Origin of the sequence: Vagococcus fluvialis (assembly GCF_048815235.1) — a bacterium.
Taxonomy (GTDB): domain Bacteria; phylum Bacillota; class Bacilli; order Lactobacillales; family Vagococcaceae; genus Vagococcus.
The window spans coordinates 72,928-86,229 of sequence record NZ_JBMEAO010000004.1 but is presented as its reverse complement, the minus strand read 5'-3'; the positions used below and the strand labels follow the sequence as shown (position 1 = coordinate 86,229).

Below are 13,302 nucleotides of genomic sequence, written 5' to 3'. Positions count from 1 at the left end.
ATGGCAAAGAAAAATACGTTTCGAACAGACGAAAAATTAACTAAATCTTTTAGCCTAAGTGATTTTAAACGCTTAGGGACTTATATCAAACCATATAAAAAATCAGTTACTGTTATACTAGCCATTATTATTATCTCCAATATGGTCGCTATGCTTGGACCATACTTCATGAAGATTACTTTAGATGTCTATATTCCAAATCAAGACAAAACAAAAATTTTACAAATGGGTGTTGTGTACCTCATTTCTCTATTAATTATTTCTTGGAGCATGAGATATCGAATCTTAAAAATAACTGAGCTTGGGCAAAAAATATTAAAAGATATGCGTTCTGATATTTTTATCCATATTCAGAAACTCCCATTCTCTTATTATGATTCTAGACCTCATGGTAAAATCTTAATTCGTGTTGTAAACTACATCAATACTTTAAGTGATTTACTAAGTAATGGACTAATTAACTTTTTATCTGATTTAATTAATATGGTTATTACATTAATTGTAATGTTCACTATTGATGTAAAGCTTGCTCTATATAGTTTGATTTTTTTACCGTTACTAGTAATTGCGACTCTTGTCATTCAAAAATTCCAACGAGTTGCTTATCAAACCCTTAGTAACAAACAATCAAACCTGACTGCTTACATTCACGAAAGTATTGCTGGTGTTAGAATTACTCAATCTTTTACCAAAGAAGATAAGAAACAAGAAACTTTTGAAGAATTATCACGTGAGTATCGTTCTTCTTGGATGAAGGCTGTCAAGATTATGCGTCTTTTATGGCCTGCTGTAGAGTTAACCTCTATTTTCACTATTTGTTTCCTCTACTACATTGGAGCAAAACAAATTGGTATTCAGGTAAGTATCGGAACACTGATTGCCTTTATGGCATACATGAGTAACTTCTGGAACCCAATTATTAATATCGGAAACTTTTATAACCAATTAGTGACAGCTACAGCTTACTTAGAAAGAATTTTTGAAACCTTAGATGAAGATCCGACTATTTTAGATTCAAAAGACGCTATTGAATTACCATCAATTGAAGGTACAGTTACATTTGAAGATGTGTCATTTAAATACGAAGAAAACGGACCAAATATTTTAAATGATTTAAACTTTAATGTAGAATCTGGAAAAAATATCGCTCTTGTTGGACCAACTGGTGCAGGTAAAACAACTGTTATTAATCTAATCAACCGTTTTTATGATGTTAGTAGCGGTAGTGTTAAAGTCGATGGTTACAATGTTAAAGATGTCACTCTCAATTCTTTAAGAAAACAAATTGGTGTGATGTTACAAGATACATTTGTATTCTCTGGTACTATCCTAGAAAATATTCGCTACGGGAAACTTGATGCAACAGAAGAAGAAATAATTGCTGCTAGTAAAGTAGTTCGAGCTCATGATTTTATTAGTAAACTGCCAAACGGCTACAATACGGTTGTTGAAGAACGTGGAAGTACCCTTTCTGCTGGACAACGACAATTAATATCTTTTGCCCGTGTCTTACTGGCTGATCCAAAAATCTTAATACTTGATGAAGCAACAGCTAATATTGATACTGAAACTGAAGAACTTCTTCAAAAAGGATTAAATGAATTACTTAAAAATAGAACATCCTTTATTATCGCTCACCGTTTATCAACTATTAAAAACAGTGATGAAATTTTTGTTATTGATAAAGGAAAAGTCCAAGAATCAGGAACTCATGATGAGCTTCTAAAAACAGGCGGACATTATTCACAACTTTATTACGCACAATTTGCTGCAAATGATTAATAAAAAAAGCTCTCAAATGATTAAATCATTTGAGAGCTTTTTTCGTTTCTAGTAAACCACTTCTTCTAAAAATAATCCGTGAGATGGAGCTGTTGGACCAGCATCTTCTCGCTTACGACTTGTTAAAGCTTCATCAATTGACTCCATTGGACGTTCTCCTGAACCAATTTGAAGTAATGTTCCCATTAAAATTCTTACCATGTTATAAAGGAAACCATCTCCAACAAAACTAAATTTAATTAAATTGCCTTCTTGAGTAATTGAAATTTCCTTAATAGTTCTTTCTGTCGATTTTTTACTTTTCTTAAGAGCTGAAAAAGCTAGGAAATCATGTGTTCCTACTAATTTTTCTGCTGCTTCTTCCATTAATGCCATATCTAACTCATCAAAGTAGTGGAAACTATGCATACCGTTAAATACAGAAGGAATCGTACTATTCCAAACATTATAGCTATATGTTTTTTCTTTGGCATTATATCTTGAATGGAATCTCTCTGGAACTTCTTCAATATCATTTACAACAATATCATTTGGTAAGTAACGATTTAAATACTCTAACATATCATCTAAACTCATTGTGCTTTCAGTTTTAAAGTTTGCTACTTGGCCTCTAGCATGAGCTCCTGCATCCGTTCTTCCTGAACCAATGATTTCTATTTTTTCTTCAACCATTATTTCAATAACTTTTTCGATTTTTCCTTGAACTGTTTTTTCTGAGTCACCTAATCTTTGCCAACCTAAATAACGTTTCCCATCATATTCTACAGTTAATTTTATATTTCTCATTTCTTACCGTCCTTTTTATTTGTCTTAGTTTCATTGTAACAACATTTACTTCTATCTACAATTAATCAAAATAAAAAAACTGGCTCGTTCTGAGCCAGTTTAACCTAGTCTACATCTACATTATGATAAACATCTTGCACATCTTCTAAATCTTCTAAGACAGCAATCATTTTATTAAATTGTTCTAAGTCAGTTCCTTCTAAAGTAACATCACTTTGAGGTAGCATTTGAATCTCTGTAATAGCAAATTCTTCGATTCCTTTTTCTTTTAAAGCTGTTTGAATTAAATGGAAGTCTGTTCCTTCACCGTAAACAATTACTTGACCATTTTCTTCAAATACATCTTTTACTTCAATGTCTTTTTCTAATAAGTATTCAAAAATCTCATCAGCATCTTGATCTTTTAAACCGATAATCGCTGTATGATCAAACATATAAGCAACAGCACCTGATACACCCATGTTACCACCATTTTTACCAAAAGCACTACGTACTTCAGCAACTGTACGGTTAACATTGTTAGTTAATGTATCTACGATTACCATTGAACCATTAGGACCAAAGCCTTCATAGCGTAACTCAGAGAAATTTTCATCTCCAGAGCCTTTTGCTTTTTCAATCGCACGGTCAATAATATGTTTAGGAACATTATAAGTTTTAGCACGGTCCATTACGAAACGTAATTTTTGATTTGTTTCTGGATCGGGATCACCTGATTTTGCTGCTGCATAGATTTCAATACCAAACTTAGCATAAATTTTACTATTATTAGCGTCTTTGGCTGTTTTCTTTTCGACGATATTTTCCCATTTACGTCCCATAATTTCACTTCGCTTTCATTTCGTTAAACTTATTTCAATAATTTTTCCTTTTCCATTATACTCCTATGATTTCAATTATCAAAGGTTTTTTTACCACTCTTTTTCTTCATAATCTAAATCATCAAATAGTCTGGCTTTTTCTTTCTTACTTAAATAGCGCCATTGCCCTACTGGTAAGTTCCCTAATTCAACGTTCATAATACGTAAGCGTTGTAATCGGTACACATTATAGCCTAACTCCTCACACATACGACGAATTTGGCGGTTTAATCCTTGTGTCAAAATAATTTTGAAATCATACTTAGACAGCTGTTCTACCTCACAAGGAAGTGTTTTAGTTCCAAGAATTTTAACGCCTTTTGACATATTTTCAACAAAGTCTGGTGTGATTGGCTTATCAACAGAAACAATATATTCTTTTTCATGTTCCCCTTCTGAGCGTAGGATTTCATTCACGATATCTCCGTCATTAGTTAATAGAATCAAGCCTTCTGAATCTTTATCCAAACGACCAATATGAAAAATTCGCTCTGGATAGTTAACTAAATCAACAATATTTCCTTTAACTTTTTTCTCAGTCGTACTTGTAATGCCAACTGGTTTATTTAAAGCAATATAAACATTACTTCTAGGGGCAATAAATAATTGATTCCCATCAACTTTCACTTCGTCTCCTGGATTAACTTGAGTTCCTATTTTGGCTCTTTTACCGTTAACAAATACTCTACCTTCTTCAATAAGTTTATCTGCTCCACGTCTTGACGCTTTTCCAGATTCACTAATAAATTTATTTAATCGCATATAGCACTTCCTTCATATTAATATACTCACTAATAACTATACTGAATCAATTCCTTAAAGCAAGATATTTCTTACTAGATACCACCAAAAATAACTCTTTTATCTCATAATTAGATGCCTCATGTTACAATAAACCAAAGAAATCAATAAAGGAGCATTAGGTAAATGGTTAGAATACTTGTTGTAGATGATGAAATAAATACTAGAAAATATTTAAAAACAATTTTAGAAAGAGATCATTACGAAGTTGAACTTGCTTTTGACGGCGAAGATGCCCTTGAAAAACTTGCTTCAACGCATATTGATTTGATTGTCTTAGATATTATGATGCCCAAAATCGATGGGTATGAATTAACAAAATTACTTCGGGAAACTAATAATGAATTACCGATTTTAATGCTTTCAGCCAAACACTTACCTGTTGATAAAAAAAAAGGGTTTGTTGTTGGAACCGATGATTACATGTCAAAACCTGTTGATGAAGAAGAAATGTTACTTCGAATTAAAGCCTTATTAAGACGAGCTAAAATTGTTAACGAACGTAAAATCACCATTGGTTCAGCTGTTTTAGACTTTGATTCTCTATCAATCAAACGGGATGACGATGCGCAAGTCTTGCCACAAAAAGAATTTGAACTCCTCTACAAACTTCTTTCTTATCCAGATAAAATATTTACCCGTATTCAGTTAATGGATGAGATTTGGGGACTTGATAGTGAAACAGGATGGGAAACAGTCACCGTTCATATTGCACGGTTACGAAAAAAAATTGAAGGCTATGAAGAATTTGAAATCGTTTCTGTTCGAGGTCTGGGTTATAAAGGAGTGAAACATGTATGAAAGTCAAACGTCCTAATCGCTGGTTTTTAACCCTGCTTTTTTCTGGTGCTGTTTTTTTCATTATTTTTATTACCATGTTAATAACCGGTACAACTTTTTTTGCCTTAAACAAATTAAATATTTTAAGTTCCAAACCTGAAGATTCCCCTACTCTTGCCTTAATTATTTTTATTATTGCAAGTATCATTATTGGCACTTTGATAGCAACTCTTTTTAGTCGTATTCCATTAAAGCCTGTTCATATTCTTATTGACGGGATGACTAATCTGTCTAAAGGTAATTATGACGTTTCTATTAAATTAGGGAAAAAAAATCCAGTAGGTAAAGAATTAACCAAAACATTTAATTTACTCGCTAAAGAGTTAAGTCAAACTGAAGTCCTTCGTTCTGACTTTGTTAATAATTTATCCCATGAGTTTAAAACGCCAATTGTTTCTATTTTAGGATTTGCTAAAATTTTACAAACCACTGATTTAACAGAAGAACAACAAGAATTTGTAGATATCATTGTGTCAGAGTCTTCTCGTTTAACTAATATGACAACTAATATGCTTGCATTGTCAAAAATTGAAAATCAACACATATTGACTGACACCTGTCGTTATAATTTGTCAGAGCAACTAAGAGAATCTATTATTCTTTTAGAAAAAAGATGGTCAGATAAAGAACTAGAGATTGAAGCTGATTTCAGTGAATTTTCCATAGATGGAAACAAAGAACTACTAAAACAAGTGTGGATTAATCTCATGGATAACGGGATTAAATTTTCTCCTCGAAAAGGAACACTGGCCTTTTTTATTGAAGAACAAGAAAGCCATTTAGTAGTGACTATTTTAAATAAAGGACCTATGATTCCAGCAGATATTCAAGAGAGAATCTTTAATAAATATTGGCAAGCAGATTTATCCCATGCTTCAGAAGGAACAGGAATTGGCCTTTCCATTTCCAAAAAAATCATTGAACTCCATGAAGGAACTATTTCAGTTAGCAGCTCTCCTGAAGAAACTAAATTTATCGTTTCCTTACCTACTAACTTATAAAAGCTCGTGAAAACTATTTAAAAGTTTTCACGAGCTTTTTTAGTTTATTTACAGTTAATGTTTCTCCTATAAACTAATCATAATCGATTGTAAGGGAGATAAAATAATGATTAAAATATTTAGATATTTAAGTAAAACGGAGTATACCCTTGCTGGAGTTAGTTTACTCTTTATTGTGGCTCAAGTCTGGTTAGATTTAAAATTACCAGATTACATGAATGAGATTACTCAGCTTGTTCAAACTGAAGGTAGTCAGATGAATGATATCCTTTCAGCTGGTGGCATGATGCTCTTATGTGCTGTCGCCAGTTTAATAAGTGCTGTTATTGTGGCCATTATTGTGGCAAAAATAGCTGCTAACTATAGTGCAAGATTACGTGGAAAGTTATTTGGAAAAGTTCAATCTTTATCTACTGAAGAAATTAACCACTTTTCAATTCCAAGCTTAATTACTCGTACAACAAATGACATTACCCAAGTTCAGATGTTAATTGTCATGGGACTTCAAGCAATGGTTAAAGCTCCTATCTTAGCTGTTTGGGCAATTATCAAAATTTCAAATAAAAGTTGGCAATGGACTTTCGCAACAGGAGTTGCTGTTGTTGTTCTGTTAATTTTTGTTATTACTTGTATGGTTTTAGCCTTACCAAAAATGAAAAAAATTCAAGGTTACACGGATAAATTAAACTCTGTTACTCGTGAAAACTTAACAGGCCTTCAAGTTGTAAGAGCTTATAACGCTGAGGATTATCAGGAAAATAAATTTAATGATGCCAATGAAACGCTAATGAAAACAAATGTTTTTACTAACCGTACTTTTTCTTTCCTAATGCCAGGGATCCAACTTGTCATGAGTGGTTTAACTCTTTCTATTTATTGGTTAGGAGCAACTCTTATTAACAATGCTGCTCTTGAAAATAAACTTACTCTCTTCTCTGACATGGTTGTTTTTTCATCATATGCGATGCAAGTTATTATGGCTTTTATGATGTTAGTTATGATTTTCATTATGATTCCTCGAGCAAGTGTGTCAGCTAAAAGAATATTAGAAGTTTTAGACTCAAAATCACAACTAGTTGACGGAACTCTTGATAATACACCATCAACTACAAAAGGAAAAATTGAGTTTAATCATGTAAGCTTCAAATACCCTTCTGCTGATGGTTTGGCTCTTGAAGATATTACTTTTACTGCTAATCAAGGAGAAACAGTAGCCATTATTGGAGCAACTGGTAGTGGTAAAACAACATTAGTTAATCTGATTGCTAGACAATATGATACAACAAGTGGCGATATTCTAGTTGATGATATTAATGTTAAAGATTACACGCAATACCATCTCAATAATAAATTAGGATTTGTGACTCAAAAAGCAACTCTATTTAGTGGAACGATTGCTAGTAATGTGGCTTATGGAGATAATGGTAATCCGAATAAATTAGATTCGGATATCGTAGAGTCTGTCTACACTGCTCAAGCTGCTGAATTTGTTGAGAAAATGCCTCTTGGTTACGATAATGCCGTGGCTCAAAATGGTGGTAACTTATCTGGTGGACAAAAACAACGTTTATCAATTGCTCGAGCTATTAATAGACGATCAGAGATTTTAATTTTTGATGATTCATTCTCTGCGCTTGATTATAAAACAGATCGTAATTTACGAGAAAGTCTGAAAAAAGATTGTCAAAATACAACTAAAATTATTGTGGCTCAACGAATTGGGACAATAAGAGATGCTGATACTATTTTAGTTTTAGATGAAGGTAAGCTTGTTGGCATAGGAACTCATGATGAGCTAATGGCAACTAGTCCTGTTTATCAAGAAATCGCTTATTCTCAACTTTCTAAGGAGGAATTAGCCTAATGACTAAAGACAAAACAAAGAAAAAAAATAATTTTAGTGGCAACTGGAAAAAATTAATCGCTTATTCTAAAAAATACATGCCGATTATCATTATCGCATTAGTTGCTTCAATGATTGGATCAGTTCTAACATTGATTGGTCCTGATAAACTATCAGAAATAACTGATTTAATTACAGAAGGTCTTATGACTGGGATTGATTTAGAAGCAGTTAAACATATTGGAATTCTACTTATTTTCTTTTATGGATTTGGCTCTCTTCTATCTATTCTACAAGGCTTTATCATGGCAAGTGTCACTCAAATTATCTCTCGCAATTTAAGAGATGATATTTCTAAAAAAATAAATAAATTACCACTTTCTTATTTCAATAATCATTCAACAGGGGACGTTTTATCCCGTGTTACAAATGATGTTGATACTATTGGACAAACTTTAAATCAAAGTATCGGGACTCTTGTTTCTGCTATTACTTTACTATTTGGCTCATTATTTATGATGTTAAAAACAAACGTCACATTAACTGCGACAGCTGTTGGAGCAACCTTAATTGGTTTTGTTTTAATGACTTTAATTATGAGTAAATCTCAAAAGTATTTCTCTCAACAACAAAATGATTTAGGTCGTATCAATAGTCATGTTGAAGAAATTTATTCAGGGCAAGCTGTTGTTCAACTTTATAATGCTGAAGAAGAAACCAGAAAAGTATTTGATGAGATGAATAATAGCCTTAAAACAAGTGGCTTTAAAGCTCAATGTTTATCAGGTTTAATGATGCCAATTATGCAATTTATTGGAAACTTTGGTTACGTGGCTGTTTGTATTGTGGGGGCACTTTTAGCTAATAACGGCACTATCAGTTTTGGTGTTATCGTTGCTTTCATTCTTTATGTTCGTTACTTTACACAACCTTTAAGTCAAATTGCTCAAGCTTTCCAATCACTACAATCGACTTCTGCAGCAAGTAAACGTGTCTTTGAGTTTTTAGGCGAAGCAGAAATGACTGATGAATCTCATAAAAAAGATACGCTACAAAAAGCTAGTGGTAGTGTTAGCTTTAATCATGTTAGTTTTGGTTATACTCCAGAGAAAAAAGTTATTAACAATTTCTCTGCAAATGTTTTACCGGGACAAAAAATCGCTATTGTTGGACCAACTGGAGCTGGTAAGACAACCTTAATTAACTTGTTAATGCGTTTTTACGAAGTTGATAGTGGTGATATTAAGATTGATGGCATTAAAACAAAAGACCTTCCTCGAGAAGTTGTTAACAATCAGTTTAGTATGATACTACAGGATACTTGGTTATTTGAAGGAACTGTAAAAGAAAATATCGTTTACAACATGACTGGTATAACTGATGCAGCTATTAAAGAAGCTTGTCAATCAGTTGGTATTCATCACTTTATCGAAACTTTACCAAATAAATATGACACTATTTTAGATGATCAACTAAGTCTTTCATCTGGTCAAAAACAACAATTAACAATTGCTCGTGCTATTGTGGATAACAAACCAATGCTGATTTTAGACGAAGCAACAAGTTCTGTGGATACTCGAACTGAGTTACAAATTCAACGTTCCATGGATCAACTCATGGAAAATAGAACTTCTTTCATTATTGCTCACCGTTTATCTACAATAAAAAATGCGGATGTTATTCTTGTTATGAAAGATGGCGATATCATCGAGCAAGGTAACCACGATGAATTAATTAAACAAAATGGTTTTTACTCTGAACTATACAATAGTCAGTTTGAAGAAAAAATAGCCTAACTAAAAAAACTCGTACCTCCACTGGAGATACGAGTTTTTTTATTATTTTTTCTTACTTAATTTGAGACACATCATTGCTGCGACAATAGAAATAACTGTTACAACAATATAAGCAACTTGAATGCCATGAAGTGTTGCTTCTTCTATACTAATTCCTACATTTTCTGCAGCAAAATTACTTGTAGAAATGCTCATTATGGTTACCAATAACGCTGTTCCTAATGAACCCGCAATTTGTCTAATGGTATTATACATCGCTGAACCATGAGACATTAAATCTAAAGGTAAATCATTCAGAGCATCTGTTTGTATTGGCATTAAAGCCAAACCTAAACCAAATGAACGAACCCCTTGCATGATTGCTAAGTAAGTGACACTTGTGTTCATATCAATCAATGTAAACATAAAGGTTCCTATAGATAAAATAATTAATCCTGTGAAACTTAAATATCTGGCACCCATTCTGTCATACAAAGCTCCTGTAATAGGAGACATAATAGCCATAATAATAGCTCCAGGAAGTAATACCATCCCAGATGCCATTGGAGATACACCTCTTACATTTTGAATATAAAGAGGTAATAAAATCATTCCGCCATAAAGTCCCATAATAACAACAAAATTAGTAATCGATGAAATCGTAAAGATAGGATGTTTAAAAACTGAGAAATTAAGCATTGGCAATTTTGTATGAGTTTGTTGATAGATAAAAAGGCCTGTAACAATTAAACCGATTAATACAAATCCAGCCACTTCAAATGTTAACCACGGCTTATCCCCTGCATTACTAAAACCAAGTAATAAAGTTCCTAAACCTACTGTGGATAAAATAATTCCTAAGAAATTAAATTTAGGATAGGTTTGTTCTCCAAAGTTTTTCAAAGCAAAAGTTGCTACTAAAATATTAATAATTCCTAGTGGTAAAATAACATAAAAAATAGAACGCCAGTCATACGATTGAACAATCCATCCTGATAAAGTTGGGCCAATAGCAGGAGCAAAGTTCATCGCTAAACCAATGAACCCCATCGCTTTTCCACGACTTTGAACCGGAAACATATTCATAATGACAACTGTCATTAAAGGGCTAATTGGACCAGCTCCTAAAGCTTGAATCATACGACCTGCAATTAGCATGGGATAGTTAATTGAAATCGATGCGATAAAGGTTCCTAAAGTGAAGATGACCATTGACGTTAAATAAAGATGACGCGTTTTAAATCGATCAATTAAAAAGGCTGTGGCTGGGATCATCACACCACTAATTAACATGTAACCATTTGATAACCACTGACCTTGGGCTGCTGTTATATCAAAATCCTTCATAACACTTGGTAAAGCTACGTTCATAAGTGTTTGATTCAAAAAGCTTAGAAAAGTCCCAAATAATAAAATCGCTAGAACTGTTATATCTTGCTTACTTTGTTTGTTATTCTCCATTCGACACTCTCCTTTTCTTTAACAACTCAATCATTTCTTGTTGGGTTTCATAAAATATTTGTAATTTTTCTTCACCAATTTCATCGAAAATAGCAAAATCCTCAATCCAATCAGCATAAGTTGATTTAAGAGTTGTCAGTCCTTTTTCAGTCAAAGATAATTCAATTCTTCTTCTGTTAGTGTCACTTTGCTCTCTGATAACAAGCTCTGATTGAACCATTTTTTCAACTACTTCTGACGTGGTACTCGGACTAAGATTGACACATTTAGCCAGTTCCCTTAACGAAATTTTCGGGCTTTTTCTAATGCGGTCAAGAACAAAAATCTGCGTCGTTGATAATTGGTATTTTTTAGATTGTTCTTCTAACATAGTATGAGTTTCTTTACGTAATTCTCTTAAAGAAAGCATAATGTTTTTTATTAATGGTTGATTCATTACTTCCCCTCCATAAACGGTAACGAACTATTCGGTTCCGAACAGTTACTAAAAAATAATAACTCTTATCTATGTCGTTGTCAATTCTGAAGTTTCAAAAAAAGACTAACCTTTTTCAGTTAGTCTTTCTTTATTTATTCGTGCCCCATAATCACATGTGGAACATATGCTTCTTCTAAATAATCGATTTCTTCCTTAGTTAACTCAATTGCTAATGCCTTTATTGCTGTTTCTAAATGAGCTTTTTTTGTGGCTCCTACAATGGGAGCAACAACTTGTTTCTTTTGAAGTAACCACGCTAAAGAAAGAGATGCTTTTTCAACTCCCTTTTGATGAGCCAACTCAGCCACACGTTCAACGATTATTTTGTCTTGCTCCAATGTTAAATCGTATTTACTTTTTGCTACATTATCAGTTAAAAATCGTTTTGTTGTTGCTGACCAATCTCTTGTTAAACGACCTGAAGCTAATGGACTATACGGAGTTACTCCTACTTGTTGGTCTTCACATAAAGGTAACATTTCTCGTTCTTCTTCTCGATATAATAAATTCAAATGATTCTGCATTGAAATAAATTTTGTCCAACCATTTTTTTCAGCAACTGCTTGAGCCTTAGCAAATTGCCACGCATACATCGCTGAAGCACCAATATATCTGATTTTCCCTTGAGTGACTAAATCATGTAAAGTTCTCATAGTTTCTTCAATCGGAGTCTGATAATCCCAGCGATGAATGATATACAAATCTACATAATCCATTTGTAGTCTTTCTAAGCTTTTATCTAGTTGGTTAATAATTTCTTTACGAGATAAACCACTACCATTAGGACCTTTTCGCATTGTTGAATAAACTTTAGTAGCAATAACTACTTCTTCTCTTTTAGCAAATTGCTTAATTCCTTTCCCTAGTATTCGTTCACTATCTCCATAAGAATAAACATTAGCTGTATCAAAAAAATTTATGCCTAAATCTAAGGCGTTCTTAATAATTTTTAAGCTTTCTTCCTCTCGTATTACCCACTCATGAAAACCACTTTCTGGATTGCCAAATCCCATTGTCCCTAGGCAAATTCTTGAAACATCTAGACCTGTATAACCTAATTTTCTATATTCCATGACTTTCCTCCTCAAAATTTGTTCTTTAATTTTTTTACAAAAAAAGGATTTACTTGTAAACTAAGTGTACTACCTCAAGTTCACTTTAGGTCAAGGCAAAGGAGAGATTTTTTATGGCATATTCCATTGGTGAAGTTTCTAAAAAAACAGGGATCAGCATTTCCGCTATCCGTTACTACGACAATGAAGGATTACTCCCATTTCTCAAAAGAAAAGAAAATGGTATCAGAGAGTTTGATGAAAAAGATTTAGATCATCTAGAATTAATTGAGTGTCTCAAACGTACAAATATGCCAATTAAAGATATTAAGCAATTTTTTGACTGGTATTTAGCGGGAGACAGCACCCTCAAAAATCGGCAAACTCTTTTTCATCAAGGTAAAAAAGCTATTGAAGAGGAAATCGAAACATTACAAAATGTGTTAGAAACTCTTACATACAAATGTTGGGTTTACGATGTTGCTGTTGAAGAAGGTTCTTTAGATGCTTATAAAAATGTTTCAGAACACAATCTACCTTCAGACATCAAACGTTATTTAGAAAAAAAGAATCAGATATAGCAAAAAATCTTATACTCAAATCAAATGAATGATTTGGATATA

General features: G+C 32.8%; 12 protein-coding genes. 6 read left to right on the top strand and 6 right to left on the bottom strand.

The window, feature by feature from the left end:
• Positions 1-1,782: an ABC transporter ATP-binding protein gene (locus ACODH8_RS03940; RefSeq protein WP_420517535.1), complete on the top strand. Its 1,782-nt coding sequence runs from the start codon at positions 1-3 to the stop codon at positions 1,780-1,782.
• Positions 1,783-1,830: 48 nt separating this feature from the next.
• On the opposite strand, the gene truA is transcribed toward ACODH8_RS03940, so the two are convergent.
• The 3 genes from truA to rluF all read right to left on the bottom strand — a co-directional run bounded on the left by truA (position 1,831) and on the right by rluF (position 4,190).
• Positions 1,831-2,568, bottom strand: a complete 738-nt coding sequence (gene truA, locus ACODH8_RS03935) for a tRNA pseudouridine(38-40) synthase TruA (protein ID WP_332466560.1) — start codon at positions 2,566-2,568, stop codon at positions 1,831-1,833.
• 104 nt (positions 2,569-2,672) lie between these two features.
• A complete protein-coding gene (locus tag ACODH8_RS03930) occupies positions 2,673-3,389 on the bottom strand; it encodes a YebC/PmpR family DNA-binding transcriptional regulator (RefSeq protein ID WP_332466561.1) in 717 nt (238 codons plus the stop codon).
• A 90-nt stretch (positions 3,390-3,479) separates the two neighbouring features.
• Positions 3,480-4,190, bottom strand: coding sequence for a 23S rRNA pseudouridine(2604) synthase RluF (rluF, locus tag ACODH8_RS03925; protein WP_332466562.1), 711 nt, complete (start codon positions 4,188-4,190; stop codon positions 3,480-3,482).
• Between the two features lie 165 nt (positions 4,191-4,355).
• Between rluF and ACODH8_RS03920 the strand changes: the two genes are divergently transcribed.
• The 4 genes from ACODH8_RS03920 (at position 4,356) to ACODH8_RS03905 (ending at position 9,709) form a co-directional block, all read left to right on the top strand.
• Positions 4,356-5,030: a response regulator transcription factor gene (locus ACODH8_RS03920; RefSeq protein ID WP_332466563.1), complete on the top strand. Its 675-nt coding sequence runs from the start codon at positions 4,356-4,358 to the stop codon at positions 5,028-5,030.
• On the top strand, positions 5,027-6,070 hold the full coding sequence (locus ACODH8_RS03915) for a HAMP domain-containing sensor histidine kinase (protein WP_332466564.1): 1,044 nt from the start codon (positions 5,027-5,029) through the stop codon (positions 6,068-6,070). Before ACODH8_RS03920 ends, ACODH8_RS03915 begins: the two co-directional genes overlap by 4 nt.
• 106 nt (positions 6,071-6,176) lie before the next feature.
• Positions 6,177-7,934 carry an ABC transporter ATP-binding protein gene (locus tag ACODH8_RS03910; protein ID WP_332466565.1) on the top strand — a complete coding sequence of 586 codons (1,758 nt, stop codon included), beginning with the start codon at positions 6,177-6,179 and terminating at the stop codon, positions 7,932-7,934.
• The gene (locus ACODH8_RS03905) at positions 7,934-9,709 is read left to right on the top strand and encodes an ABC transporter ATP-binding protein (RefSeq protein WP_332466566.1); all 1,776 of its coding nucleotides are present in this window, start codon (positions 7,934-7,936) and stop codon (positions 9,707-9,709) included. The genes ACODH8_RS03910 and ACODH8_RS03905 overlap by 1 nt, the downstream gene beginning before the upstream one ends.
• A gap of 42 nt (positions 9,710-9,751) precedes the next feature.
• Here the strand turns inward: ACODH8_RS03905 and ACODH8_RS03900 are convergent, their stop codons facing one another.
• From ACODH8_RS03900 to ACODH8_RS03890, 3 genes are all read right to left on the bottom strand, one after another.
• Positions 9,752-11,149 (bottom strand): DHA2 family efflux MFS transporter permease subunit, encoded by a 1,398-nt coding sequence (locus ACODH8_RS03900; RefSeq protein WP_332466567.1) that lies wholly within the window; start codon positions 11,147-11,149, stop codon positions 9,752-9,754.
• Complete coding sequence (locus ACODH8_RS03895; protein ID WP_332466568.1) at positions 11,139-11,585, bottom strand: MarR family winged helix-turn-helix transcriptional regulator; 447 nt, start codon at positions 11,583-11,585, stop codon at positions 11,139-11,141. Before ACODH8_RS03895 ends, ACODH8_RS03900 begins: the two co-directional genes overlap by 11 nt.
• A gap of 134 nt (positions 11,586-11,719) precedes the next feature.
• Positions 11,720-12,700: an aldo/keto reductase gene (locus tag ACODH8_RS03890; protein WP_332466569.1), complete on the bottom strand. Its 981-nt coding sequence runs from the start codon at positions 12,698-12,700 to the stop codon at positions 11,720-11,722.
• A gap of 113 nt (positions 12,701-12,813) precedes the next feature.
• Here ACODH8_RS03890 and ACODH8_RS03885 point away from each other — a divergent pair, with 113 nt between their 5' ends.
• On the top strand, positions 12,814-13,260 hold the full coding sequence (locus tag ACODH8_RS03885; RefSeq protein WP_332466570.1) for a MerR family transcriptional regulator: 447 nt from the start codon (positions 12,814-12,816) through the stop codon (positions 13,258-13,260).
• Positions 13,261-13,302: the final 42 nt, after the last annotated feature.

Coding starts and splice junctions, on each gene's coding strand:
- ACODH8_RS03940 (WP_420517535.1), top strand. CDS start 1: ATGGCAAAGAAAAATACGTTTCGAACAGACGAAAAATTAACTAAATCT.
- truA (WP_332466560.1), bottom strand. CDS start 2,568: ATGAGAAATATAAAATTAACTGTAGAATATGATGGGAAACGTTATTTA.
- ACODH8_RS03930 (WP_332466561.1), bottom strand. CDS start 3,389: ATGGGACGTAAATGGGAAAATATCGTCGAAAAGAAAACAGCCAAAGAC.
- rluF (WP_332466562.1), bottom strand. CDS start 4,190: ATGCGATTAAATAAATTTATTAGTGAATCTGGAAAAGCGTCAAGACGT.
- ACODH8_RS03920 (WP_332466563.1), top strand. CDS start 4,356: ATGGTTAGAATACTTGTTGTAGATGATGAAATAAATACTAGAAAATAT.
- ACODH8_RS03915 (WP_332466564.1), top strand. CDS start 5,027: ATGAAAGTCAAACGTCCTAATCGCTGGTTTTTAACCCTGCTTTTTTCT.
- ACODH8_RS03910 (WP_332466565.1), top strand. CDS start 6,177: ATGATTAAAATATTTAGATATTTAAGTAAAACGGAGTATACCCTTGCT.
- ACODH8_RS03905 (WP_332466566.1), top strand. CDS start 7,934: ATGACTAAAGACAAAACAAAGAAAAAAAATAATTTTAGTGGCAACTGG.
- ACODH8_RS03900 (WP_332466567.1), bottom strand. CDS start 11,149: ATGGAGAATAACAAACAAAGTAAGCAAGATATAACAGTTCTAGCGATT.
- ACODH8_RS03895 (WP_332466568.1), bottom strand. CDS start 11,585: ATGAATCAACCATTAATAAAAAACATTATGCTTTCTTTAAGAGAATTA.
- ACODH8_RS03890 (WP_332466569.1), bottom strand. CDS start 12,700: ATGGAATATAGAAAATTAGGTTATACAGGTCTAGATGTTTCAAGAATT.
- ACODH8_RS03885 (WP_332466570.1), top strand. CDS start 12,814: ATGGCATATTCCATTGGTGAAGTTTCTAAAAAAACAGGGATCAGCATT.